22 protein-coding genes and 1 pseudogene are annotated in these 26264 nt (G+C 68.1%); 12 read left to right on the top strand and 11 right to left on the bottom strand.

The window, feature by feature from the left end; genetic code table 11:
* Positions 1-327 precede the first annotated feature (327 nt).
* Together ACZ5VQ_RS16295 and ACZ5VQ_RS16290 are read left to right on the top strand one after the other, a co-directional pair.
* Entirely contained in the window at positions 328-702 is a 375-nt protein-coding gene (locus ACZ5VQ_RS16295) for a hypothetical protein (RefSeq protein WP_469105815.1), read from the top strand.
* Entirely contained in the window at positions 684-1079 is a 396-nt protein-coding gene (locus ACZ5VQ_RS16290; protein WP_469105802.1) for a TetR/AcrR family transcriptional regulator C-terminal domain-containing protein, read from the top strand. Before ACZ5VQ_RS16295 ends, ACZ5VQ_RS16290 begins: the two co-directional genes overlap by 19 nt.
* 136 nt (positions 1080-1215) lie before the next feature.
* On the opposite strand, the gene ACZ5VQ_RS16285 is transcribed toward ACZ5VQ_RS16290, so the two are convergent.
* The 3 genes from ACZ5VQ_RS16285 to ACZ5VQ_RS16275 all read right to left on the bottom strand — a co-directional run bounded on the left by ACZ5VQ_RS16285 (position 1216) and on the right by ACZ5VQ_RS16275 (position 2492).
* Positions 1216-1530 carry a winged helix-turn-helix domain-containing protein gene (locus tag ACZ5VQ_RS16285; RefSeq protein ID WP_468103304.1) on the bottom strand — a complete coding sequence of 105 codons (315 nt, stop codon included), beginning with the start codon at positions 1528-1530 and terminating at the stop codon, positions 1216-1218.
* Entirely contained in the window at positions 1527-2012 is a 486-nt protein-coding gene (locus ACZ5VQ_RS16280) for a hypothetical protein (protein WP_469105430.1), read from the bottom strand. The genes ACZ5VQ_RS16285 and ACZ5VQ_RS16280 overlap by 4 nt, the downstream gene beginning before the upstream one ends.
* 318 nt (positions 2013-2330) lie before the next feature.
* The gene (locus ACZ5VQ_RS16275) at positions 2331-2492 is read right to left on the bottom strand and encodes a hypothetical protein (protein ID WP_469105429.1); all 162 of its coding nucleotides are present in this window, start codon (positions 2490-2492) and stop codon (positions 2331-2333) included.
* A gap of 119 nt (positions 2493-2611) precedes the next feature.
* Here ACZ5VQ_RS16275 and ACZ5VQ_RS16270 point away from each other — a divergent pair, with 119 nt between their 5' ends.
* From ACZ5VQ_RS16270 to ACZ5VQ_RS16260, 3 genes are all read left to right on the top strand, one after another.
* Positions 2612-3544: an oxidoreductase gene (locus ACZ5VQ_RS16270; RefSeq protein ID WP_469105428.1), complete on the top strand. Its 933-nt coding sequence runs from the start codon at positions 2612-2614 to the stop codon at positions 3542-3544.
* A gap of 237 nt (positions 3545-3781) precedes the next feature.
* The gene (locus ACZ5VQ_RS16265) at positions 3782-4942 is read left to right on the top strand and encodes an alkaline phosphatase PhoX (RefSeq protein ID WP_469105427.1); all 1161 of its coding nucleotides are present in this window, start codon (positions 3782-3784) and stop codon (positions 4940-4942) included.
* Positions 4943-5180: 238 nt separating this feature from the next.
* On the top strand, positions 5181-5603 hold the full coding sequence (locus ACZ5VQ_RS16260; RefSeq protein WP_469105426.1) for an LAETG motif-containing sortase-dependent surface protein: 423 nt from the start codon (positions 5181-5183) through the stop codon (positions 5601-5603).
* Between the two features lie 88 nt (positions 5604-5691).
* Here ACZ5VQ_RS16260 and ACZ5VQ_RS16255 read toward each other — a convergent pair whose 3' ends face one another.
* The 3 genes from ACZ5VQ_RS16255 to ACZ5VQ_RS16245 are packed head-to-tail and all read right to left on the bottom strand — an operon-like array spanning position 5692 to position 7517.
* A complete protein-coding gene (locus tag ACZ5VQ_RS16255; protein ID WP_469105425.1) occupies positions 5692-6243 on the bottom strand; it encodes a GNAT family N-acetyltransferase in 552 nt (183 codons plus the stop codon).
* Positions 6231-6878, bottom strand: a complete 648-nt coding sequence (locus ACZ5VQ_RS16250) for a hypothetical protein (RefSeq protein WP_469105424.1) — start codon at positions 6876-6878, stop codon at positions 6231-6233. Before ACZ5VQ_RS16250 ends, ACZ5VQ_RS16255 begins: the two co-directional genes overlap by 13 nt.
* Before the next feature lie 24 nt (positions 6879-6902).
* On the bottom strand, positions 6903-7517 hold the full coding sequence (locus ACZ5VQ_RS16245; RefSeq protein ID WP_469105423.1) for a hypothetical protein: 615 nt from the start codon (positions 7515-7517) through the stop codon (positions 6903-6905).
* 739 nt (positions 7518-8256) lie between these two features.
* Here ACZ5VQ_RS16245 and ACZ5VQ_RS16240 point away from each other — a divergent pair.
* Both ACZ5VQ_RS16240 and ACZ5VQ_RS16235 read left to right on the top strand, forming a co-directional pair.
* On the top strand, positions 8257-8523 hold the full coding sequence (locus ACZ5VQ_RS16240) for a hypothetical protein (RefSeq protein WP_469105422.1): 267 nt from the start codon (positions 8257-8259) through the stop codon (positions 8521-8523).
* Positions 8524-9021: 498 nt separating this feature from the next.
* Positions 9022-9770: pseudogene (locus ACZ5VQ_RS16235) on the top strand (transposase).
* Between the two features lie 244 nt (positions 9771-10014).
* Here ACZ5VQ_RS16235 and ACZ5VQ_RS16230 read toward each other — a convergent pair.
* A complete protein-coding gene (locus ACZ5VQ_RS16230; RefSeq protein ID WP_469105421.1) occupies positions 10015-11049 on the bottom strand; it encodes a hypothetical protein in 1035 nt (344 codons plus the stop codon).
* A gap of 1804 nt (positions 11050-12853) precedes the next feature.
* On the opposite strand from ACZ5VQ_RS16230, the gene ACZ5VQ_RS16225 reads away from it, so the two are divergent.
* Entirely contained in the window at positions 12854-13096 is a 243-nt protein-coding gene (locus tag ACZ5VQ_RS16225; protein WP_469105420.1) for a DUF2188 domain-containing protein, read from the top strand.
* Positions 13097-13354: 258 nt separating this feature from the next.
* Positions 13355-13594, top strand: a complete 240-nt coding sequence (locus ACZ5VQ_RS16220) for a hypothetical protein (RefSeq protein ID WP_469105419.1) — start codon at positions 13355-13357, stop codon at positions 13592-13594.
* Positions 13595-14309: 715 nt separating this feature from the next.
* Here ACZ5VQ_RS16220 and ppdK read toward each other — a convergent pair.
* Together ppdK and ACZ5VQ_RS16210 are read right to left on the bottom strand one after the other, a co-directional pair.
* Positions 14310-17060, bottom strand: a complete 2751-nt coding sequence (gene ppdK / locus ACZ5VQ_RS16215) for a pyruvate, phosphate dikinase (RefSeq protein ID WP_469105418.1) — start codon at positions 17058-17060, stop codon at positions 14310-14312.
* Between the two features lie 450 nt (positions 17061-17510).
* A complete protein-coding gene (locus ACZ5VQ_RS16210; RefSeq protein ID WP_469105417.1) occupies positions 17511-18728 on the bottom strand; it encodes an ROK family protein in 1218 nt (405 codons plus the stop codon).
* Between the two features lie 238 nt (positions 18729-18966).
* Between ACZ5VQ_RS16210 and ACZ5VQ_RS16205 the strand changes: the two genes are divergently transcribed.
* Positions 18967-20373 carry an MGH1-like glycoside hydrolase domain-containing protein gene (locus tag ACZ5VQ_RS16205; RefSeq protein WP_469105801.1) on the top strand — a complete coding sequence of 469 codons (1407 nt, stop codon included), beginning with the start codon at positions 18967-18969 and terminating at the stop codon, positions 20371-20373.
* Positions 20370-22304, top strand: a complete 1935-nt coding sequence (locus tag ACZ5VQ_RS16200; RefSeq protein WP_469105416.1) for an amylo-alpha-1,6-glucosidase — start codon at positions 20370-20372, stop codon at positions 22302-22304. The genes ACZ5VQ_RS16205 and ACZ5VQ_RS16200 overlap by 4 nt, the downstream gene beginning before the upstream one ends.
* Before the next feature lie 113 nt (positions 22305-22417).
* Here ACZ5VQ_RS16200 and dusB read toward each other — a convergent pair whose 3' ends face one another.
* Complete coding sequence (gene dusB / locus ACZ5VQ_RS16195; protein WP_469105415.1) at positions 22418-23572, bottom strand: tRNA dihydrouridine synthase DusB; 1155 nt, start codon at positions 23570-23572, stop codon at positions 22418-22420.
* Between the two features lie 127 nt (positions 23573-23699).
* Here dusB and ACZ5VQ_RS16190 point away from each other — a divergent pair, with 127 nt between their 5' ends.
* Positions 23700-25142, top strand: a complete 1443-nt coding sequence (locus ACZ5VQ_RS16190) for an MFS transporter (RefSeq protein ID WP_469105414.1) — start codon at positions 23700-23702, stop codon at positions 25140-25142.
* Positions 25143-25211: 69 nt separating this feature from the next.
* On the opposite strand, the gene ACZ5VQ_RS16185 is transcribed toward ACZ5VQ_RS16190, so the two are convergent.
* Positions 25212-26192 (bottom strand): helix-turn-helix transcriptional regulator, encoded by a 981-nt coding sequence (locus tag ACZ5VQ_RS16185; protein WP_469105413.1) that lies wholly within the window; start codon positions 26190-26192, stop codon positions 25212-25214.
* Positions 26193-26264: the final 72 nt, after the last annotated feature.

Raw genomic sequence — 26264 nt, 5'->3', positions numbered from 1 at the left:
TCTGTCGTAAAAGAATGCGCCGACACGGTCGCATATTCGGGGCAGCTGAATTGAACTGATGGGGGTAAAGCTGCAGTGCGTTTCCATGGAGTGTTGTCGGCACTTTCGGCTCAACCAGGTTGACAGGCGTTTTGGACGTCGGGGAGACCCTGGTGATACAGGTACTGTCAGAACCTCCCTTGCCTGCTTGCCTGGTGCGCTGAGTCCGGATCACCCCGGCTTGATGCCGGTGGATGGTTCACCCAGAAACGAAAAAGTGCCTTGCGACCTGCGATGATGGGGTTTTTCTAGGACCACATCAGGCACGATCGGCAAGGCACTTCCGAGATGCAGTCTTCCCGTGCCGCGGCGGCGGTCTCATCCGCGTTCGATGATCCGAACCTGATCGCGTACGGCGGGCTGGAGCCGGTGGTGCGGCTGGCCGAGCAGTGCGGTCTGCCCGCGCTGGTCAGAGAGCACGTCCGGCTGCCCGACTCGAAGGACGGCACCGGTGCCTTCCCTGCGGCGAAACTGATGTCGCTGGTGGGCGGCATGGCCGCGGGCGCCGACAGCATCGACGACATGGACCGGCTGCGGCACGGTGCGATGGGCCGCCTGTTCTCCGGAGTGCGGGCCCCGTCCACGCTGGGGTCGTTCCTGCGTTCCTTCACCCACGGGCATGTGAAGCAACTGGAGCCACCGTCCTGCGTCATCCCTGGCTGATTGCGACGCGTGGCACCGCCTGCCCGATCTGCCCCGCCCCTCTCAAGCGCATGGACGAGTCCGCCGCTGCGGTTCGCGAACTCGACGCCAACAACGCCGTTCGCCGCGCGCTCATCCTCACCGTCGACACCTTCACGCTCGGCCACGTCATGGCCGAACGGTCCGGCGGGATTCGTCGCCGAGCCAGAGCCGAAGCAAACACCGCGCGCCGCGACGCCACCACTGAATTCGTCCAGACGCAGATCGACACCGGCAAGCTGCCCCACCTGGCCGCCACGGGTTTCACCGAATTGCTGTACAACGACGACCCGGAAGCGAGCTTCAAGCTTGGCCTCGACCGGCTACTGACCGGCGCTGCCTCGTCGCTTGGGTACTAGGCCATGTCTGAGATGTTGATCAAGGCCGTGAAGCGATCATGGAATGCCTCGGGGTGATCTGACGGACGGCCAATGGCAGTGGCTGGAGTCGCTGTTGCCGACACCGTTGCCGTCAAGGGCGCCTTCCTTGCGCCTCTCAGGTCGAGGGGAGCACCGACGCGCCCGCCTTGGCGACGATCTCCTGCAGAGCCGCGACGTGCTGGTCGAAGGCCGCCCGGCCGACGCTGGTGAGCCTCGCCGACGTGCGCGGCCGCTTTCCGACGAAACCCTTACGGATCTCGATGTAGCCGGCGCCCTCAAGCGTCGTGAGCTGTTTCGACAGGGCGGAGTCCGACAGGCCGGCGCTGTCGCGCAGGAACCGGAAGTCCGCCCACTCGGTGGCCGCGAGCAGGGAGACGAGCGAGAGCCGGGTGGGTGCGTGGATCAGCTCGTCGAACTTGGGCGTGATCACCGTCGGCTCCCGGACCGGTTCGCGAGCATGAGGCCCTGACGGTACCGCGTGTACATCGGTCCACCGACGACAAGGATCACGGCGGTGATCGAGGCACCAATGGTCGCGGCGTACGAAACCCCGGACGCCTTCAGGATGAGCGTGGCCGCCAGCGATACGCCGACGATGACCGCCGCGGAGGCTCCGTCCGCGGCCATGATCCGGGGGCCGAACAGGTCGTTGTGCGGCTGGGCGCTACGGACCGAGCGGAACGCCACCAACCCGACAGTGGCGAGCACACCGGCCACGAACAAGGCGGTGGCCATCCCCTGGACGAGACCACCTTGGGTGATGTCGACGACCGCTGCGAACGCGACCATCAGGAAGGCGATGGCCCCCCAGAACCAGCGGGGAAGGCTGACCATCCGGATGATCTGCTCCTGCCGCTGCTCGATCTCGGTGAGCGCGCGCGCCGCCTCTTCCGGCCGTACCTGGTCAGCCATTTGCCCTCCTCGCAGTACTTTCCTGCAAGGAAAGTAGCATTGGGTTTCCCAACCGGCAAGTACTTTCCCGGCAGCACATTGCTGCCGTTAGGTCGAGCACGAACGCGCGTCGCACCCGGTGTGGCACTACGATCACTCCTTCGTCGGCCGCGAACGGCATGTGCACCTCGCCCGCCCCGCCGCCGGCTCAGCGGCGTCATAGCCGATGACCTCACCGAGATCCATCAATCGCTCCCCGCCGAGCGGAGCGAGAACGGCGTCGTAGAACGCGGCGCCGGCGGCGACGCATTCTGACCTCGGCCGCGTTTGAGATGGGGCTCACAACGCATGGCATATCAGGGCGAGTTGGACGGTGGCCTCGTAGCGGACGACCAGTCTGTCGAACCGGGTCGCGACGCCGCGGGCTTGTTTCAGCAGGCCGATCCGGCACTCGATCGATCCGCGGGACGCGAATTCCAGTCCGGCCGAGACGACACGCATCAAGCCGCACCAATCGACAGAGAGACCTGCACGATCGAGACTTGGCACCAACCAGCAAGATCAAGATCCGCAACGGGAGTACCAGGCTGGGAACCCCACCCGCGGAGGGAGCAAGGGCCATGAGTGGCTGGAACACGCACGACATTCCCGAACAGAGCGGCCATACGATCGTCGTCACCGGGGCGAACAGTGGGATCGGGTATATCACCGCCCGTGAACTGGCCCGGCGGGGCGCCCGGGTGGTCCTCGCGTGCCGCAGTGAGAGCCGTGGCACCGAGGCCGCCGACCGGCTGGCCGTCGAAGTGCCGGATGCGGAGGCGGAGTTCGCACCGCTCGACCTCGGGGACCTGGACTCCGTACGGGAGTTCGCGGCGGCGTACGGGCGGAAGTACGGCCGTCTGGACCTGCTCGTCAACAACGCGGGCGTGATGGCGTTGCCGCAGGGCCGCACGGCAGACGGGTTCGAGACGCAGTTCGGGGTCAACCACCTCGGACACTTCGCGCTCACCGGGCTGTTGCTGCCGACTCTGCTCACCACGCCCGGCGCTCGCGTGGTGACCGTGTCCAGCTTCATGCACGCGCTGGCCAACATCGACATCAACGACCTCAACAGCGAGCGGAAGTACGGGCGTTGGACCGCGTACGGGCGCTCGAAGACGGCCAACCTGCTGTTCGTGCACGAGTTGGCGCGCCGGCTCGCCGCCATCGGCTCCGATGTCGTGGCGGCGGCCGCGCACCCCGGCTACGCCGCCACCAACCTCATGACCGTGGCCCCGAGGATGGAGGGCCGCAAGAACTCCGAACGGTTCATGGAGATCGGCAGCCGCTTCGTCGCCCAGTCCGCGGAGGCCGGTGCCCTCCCCACCCTGTACGCGGCGACGGCACCCGGCGTACGCCCGGACTCCTTCACCGGCCCTTCGATCCTCGGCTTCCGCGGCTCCCCGGCGAAGTCCAGGCGCACCAAGTGGACCCTCAACGACCGGGCGGGGCAACGGCTTTGGGAGGAGTCGGAGCGGCTGACAGGCGTCACGTACGACGCGCTGAAGGTGTGACGCGGGGAATGCGGACGTGGGGGTGCGGACGCAGGGATGCGGATGTGGGGGATGCGTACGACGCGCGGCCCGCGCAAGAAGGCATGACGCTCGGGCACACGGGGCACAACAGTCAGTGACGCGTACACGTCACCGCCTGGCCATGGCGCGTCCACCCCGCACTCCTAGGCTCCGGCGGTGCGCGACCCCGTCGCCGACCGGCGGACGGGGCGGTCACAGCACCCCCTTGGAGCGACAGTGGAACGTCGTACCCTCCTGCGCGCGGCCGTCCTCGGCGGTTCGTCCGCCGTCTTCGGCGGAACTCTGTGGCGCGGCGCCGCGTACGCCGCACCCGCCCAGCCCGGCGTCGGCCCGTACGGGGCACTCGGCGCGGCGGACGCGAACGGCGTCAGGCTGCCGAGCGGCTTCACCAGCCGGGTGATAGCCAGGTCCGGCCAGACGGTCGCCGGCACCTCCTACACCTGGCACAACGCCCCTGACGGCGGGGCCTGTTACGCCGACGGCAGCGGCTGGATCTACGTATCCAACTCGGAGATCAACCCCTCCGGCGGCGCGAGCGCGGTGAAGTTCTCGTCGGCGGGCGCGGTCACGGGCGCATACCGCGTGCTGTCCGGCACCCGGCAGAACTGCGCGGGCGGCAAGACCCCGTGGAACACGTGGCTCTCCTGCGAGGAGGTGTCCCTCGGCTACGTCTACGAGACGGACCCGTGGGGCGTGAACGCGGCCGTGCGCCGGGACGCGATGGGCCGCTTCAAGCACGAGGCGGCGGCGGCCGACCCGGTGCGCAAGGTCGTCTACCTGACGGAGGACGAGACGAACGGCTGCTTCTACCGCTTCGTGCCCACGAGTTGGGGCAACCTGTCGGCCGGCACGCTCCAGGTCCTCGTCGCCGGGACGGCCACCTCCGGCTCCTTCACCTGGGCGAACGTGCCCGACCCGGACGGCTCCCCCACCACGACCCGTACGCAGGTCTCCGGCTCGAAGAAGTTCAACGGCGGCGAGGGCTGCCACTACGCCGACGACACGGTCTGGTTCACCACCAAGGGCGACAACCGCGTCTGGCAGCTCAACCTCACCACCAACACATACGAGTTGGCGTACGACGACTCGCTCGTGATCTCCGGTACGGCACCGCTGACCGGCGTCGACAACATCACCGGCAGTTCCTCGGGCGACCTGTTCGTCGCGGAGGACGGCGGCAACATGGAGATCTGCGTCATCACACCGAACGACGTGATCGCCCCGTTCCTGCGCATCGACGGCCAGTCCGGCTCGGAGATCACCGGGCCCGCCTTCTCCCCCGACGGAACCCGCCTCTACTTCTCCAGCCAGCGCGGCACCAGCGGCAGCTCGTCGGGCGGCATCACGTACGAGGTGAGAGGGCCGTTCCGCTCGTAGCCGCCCCTCCGCGACACCGGCAAGCACGCGAGCCCGGTCCGAACGCACACGCGGACCGGGTTTACAGATGACGGACCCATGAGCGGAGAGCTACCGTCCGGTCACGTCACGTTCGCATCACGGGTCCGTCATTCCGCCACCGCACCACCAGCCCCCTAATACTTTCGTCACCTCAAATCCGACTGATCGTCCTCCGTGATCATGCGTACGGATAACGACCCAAATCTGAGGTGCTCTCGTGAAGTTGCTCCGCAAGCCCGCCGCCGTTGCCGTCGCCGCACTGGCGCTCACCGCCCTGTCGGCCACCACCGCCCAGGCCCACGACGGCAACCACCCGTTCAAGAACTGCACCGAGGCGTACGAGAACGGGTTCTCCGACATCCCCAGGAGCGACACGCAGCACTACGCCAACGACCTGGACCGCGACCAGGACGGCATCGGCTGCGACCAGCCTCCCTCGGACTTCGTCCCCGCGGAGGACCAGGGCAAGGACGACGAGGGCACCGAGAACACTGCCTCCGACACCGGGGAGAAGAACACCGACCTGGCGGAGACCGGCGGCAGCGCCGCCACGGCGTACATCGCGGGCGGCGGAGCGGCCGTCCTCCTCGCGGGAGGCGGTGTGCTGTTCACGGTGCGCAGGCGCGCCAACTCCCGCTGACCGCACAGGGGAAGGCGGCCCGTCACGGCAGGACAACGACGGGGCGAGCGCCCGGCCGTCCCCCAGGGCAGCCGGGCGCTGCCGTTGTTCAGCGCAGGTCCAACACCATGGCGTCGTAGAACGGGCCCTCCTCCCCCGGGTGGGACCGCCCCACCTCCCGGTACCCCCACGCCACATACGCCGACCGCGCCGGCGCTGCTTCGGGCTCCGGGCGCACCGTCAGCGTCACCCTTTCCACCGCCAGGCCCTCGATGAGCCGCGCATGCAGTCCGGCCGCGATCCCCTGACGGCGCCACGGCTTGCGCACGGCCATCTCGATGACCGCGAACGTCCGCTCACCTGTCTCGCCGGTGAAGTCCTGAGGCACTGGCTCAAGCAGGTTGCCCCACCAACTGGTATCCGCCGGAAGCCGGTAGCCGTACGTGAACCCGACCACCTCGCTGCCGTCACGGGCGAGGAGGAGCCGGAAGCCCGGCCGCGTACGGATCTGCTGCGGGTACCTCTCGATGAACTCGGCGACGTCTCGCGGCCCTTCGTTGTACGGAGGATCGGCGTACACCTCCTCGTACGCCGGGAGGAACACATCGAGCTGCCCCGCCGCGTCCGGCCCCTCGTACAGCTCGTACGTCACCTCGGCCATCCGCCGCTTCCCTTCTGCTGGGTGTACTCGGTCAGTTCCCCGGCCGCCGCGCGGGCGCTGGTGGCGTCCACCGTGGCAAGGAGGCGGTGCACTTCGGTCAGCTTCCGCATCACGCGGCCGGACTCCACCTCCTCCAGGTGCTCCAGACTGCCCACCGCTTCGGCGGCCCCTTCGTCGACCTCGCCGGCCTGCACCAGGCCGCGGGCGAGGGTGAGCCGGTACAGGGCGCGGTTGCGGCCGTACGTGCGGTGCTGGTGGGCAAGGGCCGCATGCAGGAACGGCACGGCTGCCTTGGGGTGCCCGCTCTCCGTGTAAAGGAGCCCGTGGGCGTAGTCGAGTTCGGCGTGTCCGTGGAACGCGGCCCACTCAGGGGCCGGCCGTCCGCGGTCGGTGCGCTCCACCATGCGCATGGAGTCGGCGAGTCGCTTGCGGGCGCTTCCCTGGTCCTTCATCAGGGTCAGGGCACGGGCCTCACGAGAAGCGATCAGTGACAGCAGCGTGGGCGAACCGAGGCTCACCGCACGCTGGTGCGCCGCGCGGGCCAGGTCGTACCCGTCGCGCGGGCGGCCCTCGAAACTGGCCTGCATGCTCAAGGCCGCGAGTACGAGCACTTCGAGACCTTCATCCCGGAGCATGGTCGCGGTCGTCAGCGCCTCACCTCAGTAGCGGCGAGCGGTGTCCTGCTCGTCGGCGTCGTAGTACAGCCACGCGCAGTGCTCGGCGGTTTCCCCTGCGAGGAGCTGGAGTTGACGGCCGATGGTGTCCGGGTAGCTGCCGGTGTTGATGACCCTCCGGACGCGTCTGAGATGTCGTACGGCGAGGGACCGGACATCGCCGCCGCCGTACGCGTCGTCGAGGGTGTAGAGGGAGCGCAGGCCCTCGCGGAGCTCCATGATGTGCGTGGTACCGACAGCCTCGGCCGATCCCAGGGCGAGGCCGACGGCGGCGCCGAATGTGTCAGCGACGAAGGCGCGGCGATCCACGCTCACCCCCTCCACGTATTCCAGTGACGCCTCCACCGTCGCACCGGGTTCCGGCCCGGGGAATCCCAGGTCCAGCGGGCTCATGCCGAACATCGCGTGCAGCACGCGCCATGCCCGCGGCCGGGGCCGAGGAGGGTTCGGGAGCCGCCAGCGCCGGAACTGCCGGTCAGTGACCGCCACCTGCTCGCCCACCAGACCGGCCGTCGAATCGAACGCACGGAGGAAGGCAGCAGGCCTGTCCCACCCGCGCGACGCGCACTCGCGCGCGAACGGCGTCTGCTCCTGGTCCACTTCGCACCCCCGGTTGCCTCCGAATCCAACCGTAGCGGCTGAGCCACGTACGGAAAGTCCGTCCGCCCTCGGAAAGTCCGGCGGAACGTCCGCGCGCACGTCCGCCCTTGGCAGCGATGCCGGAGTTTCCTCGAAGTGAGAGGGAACGACGAAGGGAACCCCAAGGTGAACGCCTTACAGCAGACGACGCAGGAGCCACCCATCACACTGCCGGATCCCACCCGGCCGCCAAGGCCAGCTGCTGGCTGCGACGTGTGTGCTGCCCTAGAGGAGCAGCGCGCGGGGTACGAACGGCGCGGGAACACGAAGGCCGCGACGACCTGCGAAGTCGAGATGCGCAACCACCCCGACCACAGCGGCACGTCATGAACCGCGCCGAATTCACCCCCAAGCAGAGGAAGTTCCGCGCCTACATGGACCACTCCATGGATTGCGAGGACTGCGACTACGGCAATAGGCGGTGCCCGGTGGCCCAGGAGATCTGGGACGCGTGGCGGGACTTGCCGCAGCGGGCCCCGCACCCGGCGCTGAATCCCCAATCCGGTTAGGAATGAGGGCGGTCGTCCGGCGACGTGCGGGTGTCCGTGCCACAGAAGGAACACTGGACCGATCGCTCTGCACCCCCGCGTGTTTGAGCCTCTCCATGCCTGTGGCTTGGCCAACAAACTCCCTGCGGTTCGAGAAGGATCGAGCCTGGCACTTGGTGAATCAGCAAGCCGGGAAGGAGTACCGGTCACCGATGGATGAGGACGGTTCAGCGGATGACTTCGGCTATCTCGGGCGACTCCCTCACCTGGACGGTCGTGGGACGTTCCTGTACGTCGCCGGAATCCATGCCATAGGTGCGAATGGAGTCGTTCACTTCCTGGAGAACAACCTTGCCGAGCTGTACAGAGAGGTCCACACTCGCCACTTCTCGACAGTCATTTCGTGCCGTTACGACCCCGAGACGCTCGATGTGCTGGAGAGTCGACGTGGCACCCCGCTGTACCGACACGAGGGCTGATCATGCGCGTCTCCATTGATACACACCCCGGGAGAGCCAACCCGAACGAAGATTGGGTGGCCGGCACACCTGCGCTTGCTGTCGTGCTCGACGGCCTCAGTACCAAGGGCCTGGCTACAGGGTGCCTCCACGGCATCCCGTGGTACGTCGCACACATTGGGAGTCAGCTCGTTTCCACTCTGGCAGATCCAGATCTGCCGCTCACAAACTGCTTGGCGGACGTCCTCGAACACGTGGCGATGATTCACCCCGAGTGCGATCTCAGCAACCCTGGCACGCCGTCGGCCACAGTCGCGATCCTGCGGCATGGACAAGGGGTCCTTGACCATCTGGTTCTCGCAGACTCACCCATTGCCTTCGGCGCTGCTCAGGGCTATTCAGTGAGGTCTTTCAGCATGGCCACCGATCGGGTGACCGGAACCGTGGCCACAACGCACAAGGCTCCCGTGCCGTTGAGGGAGGTGTTCGAATTCTCAACCCATCGGCGCAGGAGCCCTGTTGGTCCCTCATCCTGCCGCACTCGACCTGCCCCATGCGCTGGTCGAGTGGGTCACGATGCTCATCGTCACCCGCGAGGGTGATCGCCGTTGCAAGCTCCCGCCGCACCGGCGTGCCCTGGTCGCTCTGGTGTACCTACGCAAGCACGAGTCCTTTGCGCAGATCGCCGCCGGGTTCGGCATCTCGGTCGGCACCGCGCACGCCTACACCACCGCGGTCATCGATCTCCTGGCCGCCCGCGCGCCCGGTCTGCTGCGCGCTCTGCGCGAGGCGGATCCCGAGTTCGTTCTGCTCGACGGCACCCTGGCTGAGTGCGACCGCCTCGGCGACGGCCGCGCCGACTACTCGGCCAAGCACCGTCGGCATGGGGTGAACGTGCAGGTGGTCACGGACCCTCACGGCGAGGTGCTGTGGTTGTCGCCGGCCCTGCCGGGGCGCTGCCATGACCTGACCGCGGCCCGGGCCCATCGGATCATCAGGATCTGCGAGCGCCAGGGGGTTCCGATCCTGGCCGATCGCGCTTACATCGGTGCCGGCGCGTGGGTGACCACACCGGCCAGACGGCCTGCGGGAGGCGAGCTGACGCTCACCCAACAGACCGTCAACCGGGCGCTGTCGAGGGCGCGGGCCCGGTCGAGAGTGGAGTCGCCCGTCTGAAGTCCTGGCGGATCTTCCGCAGAGCGCGGTGCAGCCCGAATCGAATGACGTCAATCGCAGCAGCGGTCCTCACTCTGGAGCGGCAACGCTGAAAGACATCAGCGCCTGACAGCAACGAGCATGCACACCGGCGTACAACCCCACGCTCCAACTGGGTCCGCGAGCGGGTGGAACACTCGTGTGCCGCCTGGCCGGCGAGAGCTGACATCTGGCTGCACCCGCCTTGTCACGGAATACGAGATGGCGAATGGTCTGAAGTCTTCTCAACCCTTCAGAGGGGGCACAAGCGAGTTGATCCGGCAAGTTCGGGAGGTTGAGGCATTCGCAGGCTTTTGGCTAAAAGGGCGGCTCATCACTGAAACCAGACGAGGGCGGCGGCGGTGGTGGTGGCGGGATCTGCAGAGCGATACTTTCGTGCCCTGCGGCGTTTAGCTTTTCCGCATACTGGGATCTTTTATCCGAGGGCACTGCGTCGATTAGTATTTCCTGCATCGATTCGTGGAGTGTTGCGCGAATTCCTGCCATGAAGCGAATGGTATCCGTCGCCATACCCCTCAGGATGGCGTCTCTTTCTTGAATCTCTCCAATTTCATCGAAATGTCTCACCACCTCCATGATGCGGTCCTCTTGGCGAGAGCTGCCGAGTTGCCTCAACATACTCATGGCATCTGTAGTCAGCTCGGCGGCTTTTAGGTTTTCGACCGCCACTTGGATATTTGGAGCAAGATGCCACCAGGCAACCTGCCTGAGGAATCTTTCAACGTATTCTCCGACCTTGGATCGCCGTAATCCGACAACGACAATTGGTGCGGAGCGAGTGCCATGATGTCTGGCGGTGTACCTCAGTAGCGTCATGATGGTCGCAGAATTGTCTGCAGACCAAACTCCCCAAGGGCTTGTACCAGATTCTGGTAGTGGGAAGATCTCATCGAGAGCACTAACGCATTGCACCACATCTAGTGGATGGTTCTGCGCAGCCCATTTCATGAGACCTTCACATGACATCTCCGCCTGGCGCATTTCACTTGCGACGTGCGGGAGCCAGGTGTGTGTCGGAGCACCCTCAGATTGCGCAATCAGGTCGACCAGATCTGTCATGCCAGCGCGCTGGAGTGGTTCCAGGTCCCACTTTTGCACATCAATTTTATCCGGTGACTCTGCGAGGGCGGAGACCCCTTGGGGTGATGATGTGTGCTTTCCACTCGTAGCAACAAATTTCGCGCGCCATGAGTTTTCATCTATCTCCTGGGGGGATAGAGGAGTTCCGTTGGCTCTTCCATACTCAGCAATTGCTGCTACCAGGGAAAGTATCTGTTGGAGCTTTGCTGGACTTTTCCCGGAAAGCTTCTCCTGGATTGTTGAGCGAGCCATGCGGTGACGTCTTCCTTGCCCTTCCATTAGGCGCTCGATTTCCCTAAAGGATGGGTTTCCTGCCCGCAGTCGCAAGTCGCGTAGCTGTCTGGCCAAACTATTAGTCACTGCCCCCCCCCAGGCCTGCGTCCGTGATCGTCCGGAAGCGTCCGATGGTGTCCGGGGCTGTCCGTCAGTGTCCGTGCGACGGTGGAGAAGCCTAGGTCAAAGGGGTAACTGCTGTCCGGGAAATGCCGGGACTGTCCACCGAGTTGGTGCCGTGCCATCCGGACAGCTTCACTCAGATGGAACGCCGCCCCGTCCCCTCCGCTTCACCGGTGGGGGCGGGGCTCACCTCGTACTGCCAGGCAAGGATGGCCTGGCAGAAAGGATGGAGTACCGCCGTGGCGAAGATTGACGGGACCCTAGACGTGGAGCCTACCGAAGCTAGGCGTGGGCGGATTGACCTCTGGCTTGCCGGGATCGCAGCGGTGGCTGGGCTACTGGCTGCGGTAGCTGCGATGATCACGGCTCTCAAAGGCTGAGTCCCGAGTGCAGATGTTGGCCGGCTCAGCGGGTGACGCCAACGACTGACATCAACCCTGGCGTACACCGGCTGACGTCGACGGACGGCGGCCTGGCGAAGGTGCCGGGGCCGCGTCGCAGTGACTGCCAACCTTCTCCCAGAAGCGCGGGGCACCCGCCTACGGATCAGGTGCCAGTGGGTCATGGGACAGTGAAGGGCGAGTCGATTCAGCGTTTTGCCAGATCAGAGCCCGCGAGGGATGTCCATGCACGGCGGTCTTGAAACCGTCACCGCCCTGGTCGATCAGGCTTTCCCTACGCCATCAAGGCTCGCTCCGCTCGCGGCCGACTGCTCGGCCGCGAGCGCCAACCGCCCAACTACCTGGGACTCTTGCCCCGGTGACGCGGAAGTGCTGCGGGGAACCGCCGCCGCGATCCGACCTAGAGATGGAGAACCCGTCAGCAACCGTAGGACCACAAGGCGCACGAAGCACGAGACACCCCATCAAGACCATTAGACCCGCGCCGCCCAACGAAGTAGGGATCGATCCAAGGACCGAGGGCCGCGCACGCGCGGCGGCGCCGGCCGGTCGCCGCCGCGCCGCCTCCATGTCTCCGCCACCGGCCGCGCACCGTCGCCCGTCGCCACCACTCAGCGGCCAAGAACCCAGCACCGGGCCATCAGGTACAGGGGATTGCCGCACAGCAGGCCACAGACGCTTTGTGTTACCGAAGAGGCCGGATCGCGGCGGCGGTTCCCCGCGGGCTACCTCGCTACCGTGGCCGTTGCCCCGTGGCTGGGGCGGTCGGCTCCACGACTTTAGCCAGCCACTTTGGGGCGAGCCTCGAAGATCATGGCCCCAACGTCGTGCTTTACGGGCAGGTCCACAGACTGCCCGACTCGCGATGAGCTTACGGGGCCATGATCACTCGCCCCAAAGCAGCTCCCGGCCAAAGTCGCTCCGCCGACCTCGACATGGCTCAGGGCGCCCGACTGTCAGTGGTGCCGGGTATCCTGAGAGATTCGCCTTAGAGCCAACTCCACTACTACATATAGGGGTTGCTACCTGCGAGTAGCACAACTGGTAGTGGTGCGCCGTCAACTTCGACAGTTGCTGATGGTCCGTCTGAGGTGCTTCACTTAGATCGTCAAACCCAAGCAGGCCCCACTCGGGGCTCGACTTGAGGTCGGGCTGCCGCGTGAGGCCTAGTGCGTTGGTCGCGCTCTGGGACCCTACAACTTCCCCTCCTTGACTCCAAGGTGGGGGGTCAGGCAGTCCGCCTCGGAAACGGAAATTTAATGTCCGGACAGGCGAACTCCCGCGATGTGGTACGTCGCGACGACGGAACGTGGGCCGTCACCAAGCCGGGATCTGAGCGTGCCAGCGCGGTAACCGGCACCCAGGCCGAGGCCGTCCAGCGCGGATCTCAGATCCTCACGAACGACGGGGGCGGGGAGCTCCGCATCCATGGCACGGACGGTCGCGTCCGGGATCAGCGCACCATCAGCCCGGGCAACGACCCGCACCCCCCGAAGGGCTGATCTCGGTGGCTCACTTCTGGATCAACCATGATGTGCCTGGCGGCCAAGAGCATCAGGTCCATGCCCACTCCTACGTAGTCGAGGGCGAGTATGTGCACTTCCTCGATGAGGCGAAGCGCAAGGTGATGAGTATCCGTAAGGAGCGAGCACACCTCATCGAGCGTAACGAGGGATAGCCCACGGGCCCCCTACGTGTCCGCATACGTGGGACCGTAGGGGGCGCCACGGGGAACAGAGGACAGAACATGTGAGGCAACTATGAGCGAGCAGCGGCCGACCATCGATGTCAATCAGTTCGACAAGCTTTGCGCAGAGATCCGCCGCGTCGTCGACGAAGGGGCGGACGGGTTGAGCGGAGAACAGTGCTTTGAGAGTGCTCTCAACATCTGCGAGGCACTTGGGATCGGCGTCTTCGTGGACGGTGCCGGTGCCTGGCATCAGTTCCGGGCAGCAGGAAGATCACCGGACCCGAACGTTAATACCTCTCGGAAGTGGTGACTGCTGTACCGCAGCGAAGTACAGCAACCTCCCCGACGGTTAGCAGCCATTGGCGTTCTCCGCAGCTTGGCTGACCAGCCCAGCAGACCTCAGCGACCGCACTGCCCATAGTTCGCATCGAGGGGCGCAACCGACAGCTGCTGACATGAGTCGAAGGAGCTCGCGTATGAGCCTCTGGCGTGACTGTGATGGCGCCCCTGACACCGCCGATCAGTCTCATCCGTAGAAGTTCACGCCCGTTCAGGGCCGTGTCGGCAGAAGGCGACACTCAGGATCTGAACGGGCCTGAACCACCAGGAACAGAAACCAGCAGAGTTGGAAAGCGTGTTGGGGGCAACCCCTCACGAGTTCGAATCTCGCACCTCCACCGCCTGACCTCGCAAAACCATGGACCCTCCCTGGAAGGTTCCGAATCAGGGCGGAGGCCTTTCTGATGACGGAGCGCGACGGGACCGGGCCGCACCTGGAGGGCACAACACCTTCCCGCGCGTTCAGCAGCAACCAACGCCAGCAAACGGCATTTTTCCTGGTCAGCAGCATTGCTTGACAGTCTCCGCAGATGATGCCCGAAGGGGCGGCACCTCCGCACAAGGTGCCGCCCCTTCGTCTTTCGTGCGCCGGGGCCGCGATCCACCGGTGAGGGTGGGATGGCGGACTACAGCCCCGGAGTTCTACAGTCCGGCCCGCAGGTGGGCCGGAGCCATTCAGCCCCGCCCTACCGGTGGTCACTCCCCTGCGAAGACGACGCCGCCCGCCCCGCCTCCAGCCGTGCCACCGGAATCCGGAACGGGGAACAGGACACGTAGTCGAGTCCCACCTCGTGGAAGAAGTGGACCGACTCCGGGTCGCCGCCGTGCTCGCCGCAGACGCCGAGCTTCAGGTCGGGCCGGGTCTCGCGGCCGGCCTTCACCGCGGACTTGACCAGGGAGCCCACGCCGTCGCGGTCGATCGTCTCGAAGGGGCTGACGCCGAAGATGCCCTTCTCCAGGTAGGCGGTGAAGAACGAGGCCTCCACGTCGTCCCGGCTGAAGCCCCACACCGTCTGGGTCAGGTCGTTCGTGCCGAAGGAGAAGAACTCCGCCGCCTCCGCGATCTGACCGGCGGTCAGCGCGGCTCGCGGCAGCTCGATCATCGTGCCGATGGACAGCTTCAGGTCCGTACCGGTCGCGGCCTGGACCTCCGCGATGACCTGGTCGGCCTCCTCGCGCACGATCTCCAGCTCCTGGACCGTGCCCACCAGCGGGATCATGATCTCCGCGCGCGGGTCGGCCTTGGCGGCCTTCCGCTCGGCGACGGCCTCGGCGATCGCCCGTACCTGCATGGTGAAGAGACCGGGGATCACCAGACCCAGGCGTACACCGCGCAGACCCAGCATCGGGTTCTGCTCGTGCAGGCGGTGCACGGCCTGGAGGAGCCGCAGGTCGTTCTCGTTGGAGTCCTTGCGGGACTCGGCGAGCGCGACGCGGACCGACAGCTCGGTGATGTCCGGCAGGAACTCGTGCAGCGGCGGGTCCAGGAGGCGGACGGTGACCGGAAGGCCGTCCATGGCCGAGAACAGCTCCACGAAGTCCTGCTTCTGGAGCGGCAGGAGTGCCTTCAGCGACTCCTCGCGCTCGGCCTCCGTGTCCGCGAGGATCAGGCGCTCGACCAGCTCCCGACGGTCGCCGAGGAACATGTGCTCCGTACGGCACAGACCGATGCCCTGGGCGCCGAAGCGGCGGGCGCGCAGCGCGTCCTCGGCGTTGTCCGCGTTGGCGCGCACCCGCAGGCGGCGCTTGCGGTCGGCGAACGCCATGATCCGGTGCACGGCCTCGACCAGTTCGTCGGCGTCGTTGGCGCCCGCGTGCATCCGGCCCTCGAAGTACTCCACGACGGGAGACGGGACGACCGGGACCTCGCCCAGGTACACCTTGCCACTCGAACCGTCGATCGAGATCACGTCGCCCTCTTCGACCACGTGTCCGCCCGGCACCGTCATCCGGCGCCGCTTGGTGTCGACCTCCAGCTCCTCCGCGCCGCACACACAGGTCTTGCCCATGCCGCGTGCGACCACGGCCGCGTGGGAGGTCTTGCCGCCGCGGGAGGTGAGGATGCCCTCGGCCGCGATCATGCCGTCCAGGTCGTCGGGATTCGTCTCCCGGCGGACCAGGATGACCTTCTCGCCCGAACGCGACCACTTCACGGCCGTGTACGAGTCGAAGACCGCCTTGCCGACCGCCGCACCCGGCGAGGCGGCGATGCCCCGGCCGACCTGCGACACCTTCGCCTCGTCGTCGAAGCGCGGGAACATCAGCTGGGCGAGCTGGGCGCCGTTGACGCGCTGGAGCGCCTCGGCCTCGTCGATGAGCCCCTGGTCCACCAGCTGCGTGGCGATACGGAAGGCCGCGCCCGCCGTCCTCTTGCCCACCCGCGTCTGGAGCATCCACAGCTGCCCGCGCTCGATGGTGAACTCGATGTCGCAGAGGTCCTTGTAGTGGTTCTCCAGCGTCGCCATGATCTTCATGAGCTGGTCGTACGACTTCTTGTCGATCTGCTCCAGCTCGGCGAGCGGGACCGTGTTGCGGATGCCCGCGACCACGTCCTCGCCCTGCGCGTTCTGCAGGTAGTCGCCGTAGACGCCCTGGTGGCCGCTGGCCGGGTCGCGGGTGAAGGCGACACCCGTGCCGGAGTCGGGGCCGAGGTTGCCGAAGACCATCGAGCAGACGTTGACCGCCGTGCCGAGGTCGCCCGGGATGCGCTCCTGGCGGCGGTAGAGCTTGGCCCGGTCGGTGTTCCAGGAGTCGAAGACCGCGTGGATGGCGAGGTCCATCTGCTCGCGCGGGTCCTGCGGGAAGTCCCGCCCGGCCTCGGTCTTGACGATCTTCTTGAACTTGGTGACGAGCTTCTTGAGGTCGGCCGCTTCGAGGTCCGTGTCGACGGTGACCTTCTTGGCGTCCTTGGCCGCCTCCAGCGCGTCCTCGAAGAGCTCTCCCTCGACGCCGAGGACCGTCTTGCCGAACATCTGGATCAGCCTGCGGTACGAGTCCCACGCGAAGCGGTCGTCCCCGGCCTGCTTGGCGAGGCCCTGCACGGACTTGTCGGAGAGGCCGATGTTCAGGACGGTGTCCATCATGCCCGGCATGGAGAACTTCGCCCCGGAACGGACCGAGACGAGGAGCGGGTCGTCGGCCTGACCGAGCTTCTTGCCCATCTTCGCTTCGAGGGCGTCGAGGTGTGCACTCACCTCGTCACGCAGTGCCGCCGGCTCGTCGCCACTGTCGAGGTAGGTCTTGCAGGCCTCGGTGGTGATGGTGAAGCCGGGAGGGACGGGGAGGCCGAGGTTGGTCATCTCAGCGAGGTTGGCACCCTTGCCACCAAGGAGATCCTTGAGGTCCTTGTTGCCCTCGGTGAAGTCGTAAACGAACTTCACGCCCGCGACGCCGCTGTCGCCGGTCTCAGCTACGTGGGGATCTTTGTTTTCCGACACGGGTCTCGACTCCTCGAGGACGCGGTGGCTGCCCTGACGTCGGGGAACATACCCAGATCGAAGGCGCCTGGGTACGTCCACTTGCGCGTCATACGGCCGTAACCACTCGTCCGCCAGCAGATCGAAAGTCAAGGAGAGGTAAGCCGGGCGACCCGACAGCGTTCACCTCTTGAACGCGCCAGCGCCCCCAGACCCGGAATATCGCTCACATGAGCGACACTCGGCACGCCTGAGTTCACGCCGTAAATGATCAAAGGGTGGCACTCAGTGCCACCCTTTGAGAAGTGCAGCCGCTCAAGATCCGCTCATCTGAGCGAAACCCCGATCAGGCGTGGCGAGAATCACGCAGTTTCCGGCGCCCGGATTTCACCATGCGGACCGGTACGGAGACGGAAACGTGACCGTCACACGCTCATGGCGAGTGACCGGCGGGTGACCAGCGAGTCACCGTCACACGCCCATGGCCAGCAGCCGCTCCTCGACCCGTTCGGGCGCGTACAGATGCTCCACGACCATCGCACCGGCCCCGACCAGACCCGCCCGCTCGCCGAGCCGCGAGGTGACGACGTCCAGGTGGGCGGTGGAGCGGGGCAGGGCCCGCTGGTAGAGGAGCTCGCGGACGCCGGTCAGGAACGCCGTCCCGGCCAGGTCTCCGGCGATCATCAGGACGCCGGGGTTGAGCAGCGTCACCACGGTCGCCAGTACGTCACCGACATGCCGGCCGGCCTCCCTCGCGAGCGCGGCCGCGCCGGGATGCCCGGAGGCCAGCAGGTCGCGCACATCTGAGCCCGACGCGGCCGGAACGCCCGTCTCCGCCAGCCGGCGCGCGACCGCGCCACCGCTCGCGACGGCGGCGAGGCACCCGAACGACCCGCATCTGCACAGCGCGTCGGCGCCCTCCGGGACCCGGATGTGCCCGATGTCCCCGGCGCCGCCGTCGATGCCCCGGTAGATCGAACCGCCGACGACCACACCGGCGCCGATACCGGTGGAGACCTTCACCAGCACGAACGCCGAGCAGTCGGGGTGGCCGGTGCGCTGTTCCCCGTACGCCATGAGGTTGGCGTCGTTGTCGACGAGGACCGGGACGGCGCCGGCGCCCGTGTGCTCGGTGAAGGCGCGGGTGAGACGGCCCCGTATGTCGTAGCCGTCCCAGCCGGGCATGATCGGCGGCTGGACGACACGGCCGGTCTCGCTGTCCACGGGCCCCGGCACGGCGAGCCCGATGCCGCACACCTCGTGCGCCTGATGCCCGGCCTTCTCCAGGAGCTCGGCGAACCAGCGGCCGAGCTCGCCGAGGACGGCGTCCGGGCCCTCCTCGATCAGCAGCGACCCCGTGTGCTCGGCCAGCAGCTCACCGGTCAGGGACAGCACGGCGGCGCGGGCGTGCCGGGTGTCGAGGTCGGCGGTGAGGACGACGGCGTGTGAGTCGTCGAACTCCAGGCTGACCGAGGGGCGGCCGCCGAGCGGTGAGTCCACCGGGCCCGCGGCGCCCTCACGGAGCCAGCCGGCCCGGAACAGCCGGTCGAGCCGCTGCCCGACCGTGGCCCGCGACAGCCCGGTGACCTGCTGCAAGGCCCCGCGCGTGGTCGCGCGCCCGCTGCGCACCAGCTCCAGCAGGTCGCCGGAACTCGCCTGGCTCCCGGTCCTCCCGGCTCGTGTCGCCATCCCGCTACTCCCTGTGGTTCCGGTCATACGGACCCCTTGCGCTCACCAACTCTGCATTACATATTGAGTTTTGCGTGTTAAATAGACGTAACCCTACGGTAGCTACTGCCGAACTGGTCGGCCGCATGTCTTCGGGGAGACCTGAGTGGACCGCACAACCCAGCTCACCGCCCGTCGCACCGGGATCGTGGATCCCGTACGCACCGCGACCTCACCGCCGTTTTCCGGCCATGGTGAGATCGACCCTTCCAGGGTGGCCGTATACGATCCGGTCCGCCCGGCGGGATCACTGCATCTCAGGGCGGCCGAGGTACTGCACGGCAACTGGACCGGCACGTCCACGGTGCCCTCCCGCGGTCTGTACCCGCACCAGTGGTCCTGGGACTCCGCGTTCATCGCGATCGGCCTGCGCCATCTGTCGCCGCTGCGGGCGCAGGTCGAGCTGGAGACGCTGCTCGACGCGCAGTGGGGCGACGGCCGGATTCCGCACATCGTGTTCAACCCCTCCGTCCCCCTCGACGCGTACTTCCCGAGCCCCGACTTCTGGCGCTCCTCGACCGCGGGGCGCGCTGCGGGCGCCCCGCGCACCGTACAGACGTCGGGCATCGTGCAGCCACCGGTGCACGCGCTCGCGGCCTGGCTGGTGCACGTCTCCGACCCGGGTCTGTCCCGGGCGCGGTCCTTCCTGTCCCGGATCTACCCGCGGCTGGCGGCCTGGCACCGCTATCTGCTGCACCGCCGGGACCTGGGCGGCGGGGGCCTCGCCTCGGTGGTCCACCCCTGGGAGCAGGGCATGGACAACGCGCCGAGCTGGGACGCCCCGCTGTCCCGTGTGACGCCCGCCCCGGCCCGCTCCTTCCGCCGCGCGGACCTCGACCACGGCGCCGCGGAGGACCGGCCGACGGACCTGGACTACGGACGGTACGTACGGCTGGCGACGGACTACCGGGACGGGGAGTACGCGGACGGCACCGCCGGCACCGACGGCTTCGCGGTGGAGGACCCGGCCTTCAACGCGCTGCTGATCGCCTCCGAGCACGCCCTGGCGCGGATCGCGCGGGAGCTGGGCGCGACGGGCACGGCCCGGCACGCGCGCGCGGAGCGGCTGACCGCGGCGCTCGTCGACCGGCTGTGGGACCCGGCCGAGGGCATGTTCTTCTGCCGGGACGTGCGCACGGACGAGCTGATCCCCGAGCGCGGCGTCTCCGGCCTCGTCCCGCTGCTGCTCCCCTCGCTCCCCCGCGACACGGCCGCCACGCTCGTACGGACGCTGTACGGGCCGCACTTCGGGCTCGGCGGATCGACCCGGCTCGTCCCGAGCTACGACCTGACCGGGCACGCCTTCGATCCGCACCGGTACTGGCGCGGTCCGGCCTGGTTCAACACCAACTGGCTGGTGGAGCGCGGGCTCAGGCTGCACGGGGAGCACGCGCGCGCGCAGAAGCTGCGGGGCGCGCTGCTGGAGACGGCGGACACGTCCGGGTTCGCGGAGTACGTGGATCCGTACACCGGCGAGGCCTGCGGAGCGCTCGGTTTCAGCTGGACCGCGGCGCTGACGCTGGACCTGCTGCACGAGGCACCCGAAGCGGTGCACAGCACGACGGAAGAGTTCGGCAAGGGCGCCAAGGGAGGGGACCGGCGATGACGGACCGGCATCATCTGCTCGTGCACGGTGGGACGTTCGCGGCCGTGGGCGACGGCGGGGACATCAACGGAGTGCGCGGCGCCAGTTCGCCCCACGGGCTGTTCGTGCGCGACGCCCGGCATCTGAGCCGCTGGCAGCTGACCGTCGACGGGGCGGTGCCCGAGGCGCTGACGCCCGTCGCGGACGGCGACACGGCCCGCTGTGTGCTCGTACCGCGCGGCGGCCGGCAGGAACCGCCCGCGTACACGATCTTCCGTGAACAGGCCGTGGCGGACGGCGCGTTCGTCGAGTCCCTGCGCGTCACCAGCAACCGTCCGGCGCCGACGACGGTCCGGATCGCGGTCACCGCGGACGCCGACTTCACGGACCAGTTCGAGCTGCGCTCGGACCACCGTACGTACACGAAGATCGGCGTGGTCCGCTCCCGCCAGGTCCTCGACGACGGCGTGGAGTTCACCTACCAGCGCGGGGAGTGGCGGTCCAGTACGACCGTGACCTCCGAGCCCGCGCCGGACGGCGTGGAGGAGACCGGCACGGGCGCGCGTCGCCTGGTGTGGACCCTCGAACTCCAGCCGCACGAATCGGCCGAACTGGCCCTCCGGGTGGCGGCGCGCCCGCACGGTATGCCGCACCCGGAGGTGCCCTCCTCCCCGGCTGCCGCCAACGCCCGACTCCTCGCGCTGGAAGGGGAGTTCGCGGAGGGCGTGCCCTTCCCGACGGGCTGGCCCGAGCTGGCCGCGGCCTGTGCGCGGGGCCTGTCCGACCTGGCCGTGCTCCAGGTGCCCGCAACGGGCCCCGACGGAGAGGAACTTCGCGTCCCGGCGGCCGGAGTGCCGTGGTTCCTGACCCTGTTGGGCCGCGACGCCCTCCTCACCTCCCTCTTCGCGCTCCCCTACCGCCCCCAACTGGCCGCCGCCACCCTGCCCGCGCTCGCCGCCGCCCAGGCGACCGAGGTCGGCGTGGGCACGGTCGCCCAGCCCGGCAAGATCGTGCACGAGATGCGGCACGGCGAGCTGGCCCACTTCGGGCAGGTGCCGTACGGGCGTTATTACGGTTCGGTCGACGCGACCCCGCTCTTCCTGGTCCTCCTCGGCGCGTACGTCGAGCAGACGGGGGATGTGGCGCTGGCCCGCCGCCTTGAGTCCAACGCCCGGGCGGCGATCGGCTGGATGCTGGACCACGGCGGGCTGACCTCGCGCGGGTATCTCGTCTACCGCGCGGACGAGGGCGGCCTCGCCAACCAGAACTGGAAGGACTCCCCCGGCGCCATCTGCTCCGGCGACGGCTCGCGGCCGACCGGCCCCGTGATGGCCGCGGGCGCGCAGGGGTACGCGTACGACGCGTTGCGCCGGACCGCGCACCTGGCCCGGACGGTATGGGACGACGAGGTGTACGCGGCGCTGCTGGAGCAGGCCGCGGCGGATCTCCGCGACCGGTTCCAGCGGGACTTCTGGATGCCGGACCACTCCTTCCCGGCGCTCGCCCTCGACGGCGACGGCAACCACGTCGACGCGCTCGCGTCCGACGCGGGGCATCTGCTCTGGTCCGGGCTGCTGGACAAGGAGTACGGGGAGTTGGTGGGGCGGCGGTTGCTGGAGCCGGACTTCTTCTCCGGGTGGGGTGTCCGCACGGTCGCCTCGGGCCAGCCCGCGTACCATCCGCTGTCCTACCACCGGGGTTCGGTGTGGCCCCACGACAACGCACTGATCACGCTGGGGCTGGCGCGGTACGGGCTCCACGACGAGGCCCGCACGGTCGCCCACGCACTGGTGGACGCGGCGACGGCGGCGGGGCACCGGCTGCCGGAGGTGCTCGCGGGGTACGGCCGCGACACCCACGCGGAGCCGGTGCCGTACCCGCACGCGTGCGTCCGTGAATCGCGGTCGGCTGCGGCGCCGTTGGCGTTGCTCACGGCGGTAGGAGGCGCGTGAGGTCGGTGGGCGAGTGCGGGTGGGTGGGGTGCTGGTTGCGCAGTTCCCCGCGCCCCTGAAAACCGGGGCGCGGGGAACTGCGCGAGCAACCCCAACCCACCCGCGCCAATCCCTCAACCCCCGGAGGTATCCAGCTCCGCGTCCTCGCTGATGCCCGCGCAGTCGTACGGGTCCTTGAGCCAACCGTCCGGCAGGACAACCCTGTTGTTGCCGGACGTACGCCCGCGGGGCCCATCGGCGCCGGCCGGCCACGGCTGGTCCAGCTCCAACTCCTCCAGCCCCTCGGAGAGTTCGGCCAGTGACGAGGTGATCGCAAGGCGCTTGCGCATCTCGGAGCCGACCGCGAAACCCTTCAGGTACCAGGCCACGTGCTTGCGGAAGTCGATGACTCCGCGCGCCTCGTCACCGATCCACTCCCCGAGGAGGGTCGCGTGGCGGACCATGACGCCCGCGACCTCACGAAGAGTCGGCCGGGCGTAGTCACCCCCGCGCCCCTCGAACGCCGCCACCAGATCGCCGAAGAGCCACGGCCGCCCCAGGCAGCCACGGCCGACGACCACGCCGTCGCAGCCCGTCTCCCGGACCATCCGCAGCGCGTCGTCGGCGGACCAGATGTCACCGTTGCCGAGAACGGGAATCTCCGGCACATGCTCCTTGAGCCGGGCGATGGCCTCCCAGTCGGCGGTACCGCCGTAGTGCTGGGCGGCTGTACGGCCGTGCAGCGCGATCGACGTCACGCCCTCCTCGACGGCGATACGCCCGGCGTCGAGGTACGTGATGTGGTCGTCGTCGATGCCCTTGCGCATCTTCATCGTGACGGGGAGGTCACCCGCCCCGGACACCGCCTCGCGGAGGATCGCCCGCAGCAGGTGCCGCTTGTACGGCAGCGCGGACCCGCCGCCCTTCCGCGTGACCTTCGGGACCGGGCAGCCGAAGTTCAGGTCGATGTGGTCGGCGAGACCCTCCTCCGCGATCATGCGGACGGCCTTGCCGACGGTCGCGGGGTCGACCCCGTACAACTGGATCGACCGCGGGGTCTCCGACGCGTCGAAGTGGATCAGCTGCATCGTCTTCTCGTTGCGCTCGACCAGCGCCCGAGTCGTGATCATCTCGCTGACGAACAGGCCCTTGCCCCCGCTGAACTCCCTGCACAGCGTGCGGAACGGCGCGTTCGTGATCCCGGCCATGGGCGCGAGGACGACGGGCGGCTGGACGGTGTGCGGACCGATCCGCAGGGCGGAGTTCACCGTGGATGTGGGCGTGGACATTCCCCCATTGTCGCGTACGCCGACCGGTGCCACGAAAGTCGCCCGTGACTGCGGTCGGCAGGCCCTCGGCCCGCCAACCCCGTTCATTAGTTAGGCACACTACCGAAACGGGCGTACCCTGGTCGGCATGCCCGAGCTCAGCCACCGTCGTCGCATGCTGGTGCTCGCGATCTGCTGTATGAGCCTGCTGATCGTGAGCCTCGACGTCACCATCCTCAATGTCGCCCTGCCCGCCATGCAGAAGGACCTGGACGCGAGCCTGGCGGGCATGCAGTGGACGATCGACGCGTACACCCTGGTGCTCGCCTCGCTCCTGATGCTCGCCGGTTCGACGGCGGACCGTATCGGCCGCAAGCGGGTCTTCATGGCGGGCCTGGTCGTCTTCACGATCGGCTCGGTCCTCTGCTCGCTGGCGCCCAACCTCGAATCGCTCGTCGTCTTCCGCATGATCCAGGCGGTCGGCGGCTCGATGCTCAACCCGGTCGCGATGTCGATCATCACCAACACCTTCACGGACCCGCGCGAGCGTGCCCGCGCGATCGGGGTCTGGGGCGGTGTCGTCGGCATATCGATGGCCGCGGGCCCGCTGGTCGGCGGCCTCCTCGTGGACTCGGTCGGCTGGCGCTCGATCTTCTGGATCAACCTGCCGGTGGGCCTGACCGCGCTCCTGCTCACACTCCGGTACGTGCCCGAGTCCCGCGCCCCGAAGGCCCGCCGCCCGGACCCGGTCGGCCAGTTCCTGGTGATCGCGCTGCTCGCCTCCCTCACGTACGCGATCATCGAGGCGCCCTCCTCCGCCATCGGCCAGACCCTCGCCTTCGGCGGTATCGCGCTGGCCGCGCTCGTCACCCTTCTCCGGTACGAGCCCCGCCGCGACGAACCCCTCATCGACCTGCGCTTCTTCCGCTCGGCTCCGTTCAGCGGGGCCACGGTCGTGGCGATCAGCGCGTTCGCGGCGCTCGGCGGCTTCCTCTTCCTCTCGACGCTCTACCTCCAGAACGTGCGCGGCCTGGACGCCCTCCACGCGGGCCTGTGGATGCTGCCCATGGCGGTCATGACCTTCGTCTGCGCGCCCCTGTCGGGCCGGCTGGTCGGGAACCGCGGTCCCCGGCTGCCGCTGCTCATCGCGGGGACGGCGATGACCGCGAGCGGTGTGCTCTTCGCCGGTTTCGAGGCCGAGACGGAGAACGTGACCCTCGTCATCGGGTACTTCCTCTTCGGCCTCGGCTTCGGTTTCGTCAACGCCCCCATCACCAACACCGCCGTCTCCGGCATGCCCCGCGCCCAGGCCGGGGTGGCCGCCGCGGTCGCCTCCACGAGCCGCCAGATCGGCCAGACGCTGGGCGTCGCCGTGATCGGCGCGGTCCTCGCCTCCGGCGTCGGTTCCTCCTCCTACCGGGACACCTTCGTCTCGGCGGCCCGCCCCGCCTGGTGGATCATCGCCGCGTGCGGTCTGGCGGTGCTGGTCCTCGGTGCCCTCACCAGTGGGCCCTGGGCCCGACGAACGGCCGAGCGCACAGCCCGACGACTGGAGTCGCCCGAGATCAAGGAGTCGGCGGGGGTTGTTTGAGGGTGCGGGCCGCTCTTTTAGGGGCGCGGGGAACTGCGCACTCAGCCCCCACCCACCTGCACCAAAATCTCAACCCCGCTCCACAGCAATCGCGTGCAGCTTCTCCAGCCGCTCCCGCGACTCCTCGTCCGCCGGTGCGTACGTGACCATCCGTGGCCCCTCGCCGGGACCGAGCCACAGGTCGGTGTGGACCAGGGTCAACCGCCCGACGTACTGGTTGTCGAAGAACTTGGTCTTGCTGCGCGAGCCGACGACCTCGTGCCGCTCCCACACCTCGCGGAACTGCTCCGACTCCGCCCGCAGCCGCTTGAGCAGCATCTTCCAGGCGGGGTCGGCGAGATGCCCGGCCATCGAGGCGCGGAACTTGGCGGCCATCAGCCGGATCGACTCGTCGAGCATCACGATCGACGAACGCCACTGCTCGTTCGTGGTGATGAGGAGCATGCAGTTGCGGTCCTCGGCCGGAACCTCGTCGAGGTCGCAGAGCAGACGGCCGTACGTGCGGTTGTACGCGAGGACGTCGTACCGGCTGTTCTGGATGCAGGCAGGCAGAGGTTCCAGCTGCTCCAGCGTCTGCAACAGCGCCGGAGTGATCGTCGGGCAGCGCGAGGCCGGGGTGGGGTCGACGGCACCGGCCAGCTGGAAGAGGTGGGCGCGCTCGTTCTGGTCGAGCATCAGCGTGCGGGCGAGGGCGTCGAGGACCTGGACGGAGACCTGGATGTCGCGGGCCTGTTCGAGCCACGTGTACCAGGTGACGCCGACCGCGGAGAGGTGCGCGACCTCCTCCCGGCGCAGACCGGGCGTGCGCCTGCGGCGGCCGCGGGGCAGGCCCACCTGCTCGGGCGTGAGGTGCTCGCGACGGTGCCGCAGGAAGGCGGCGAGCTCGTGGCGCCGGATGTCGGACTCGCGCGAGGCCCGGCTCTCCGACTCACGCGCGCCCTCCGGCTCACGCGCGGGCGCACCCGAGGTCCCCGGAGCCTGGGCCTCGCGCCCCCGCACCCCGGTCGCCCCGTTCTCCCGTACCGCCGTTTCCTCGGCCATGGTCGTCATGCCTCCAGCGTGCCGCCGCCCGGACCCTGTTTCCAGGTACTCCTTGTAACAGGATAAAGAGACTCTGGTACC

The sequence above is a fragment of the Streptomyces sp. NPDC033178 genome (assembly GCF_055577685.1).
Note: the sequence above shows the minus strand (reverse complement) of the source record. Positions and strands in the feature narration are given on the sequence as shown.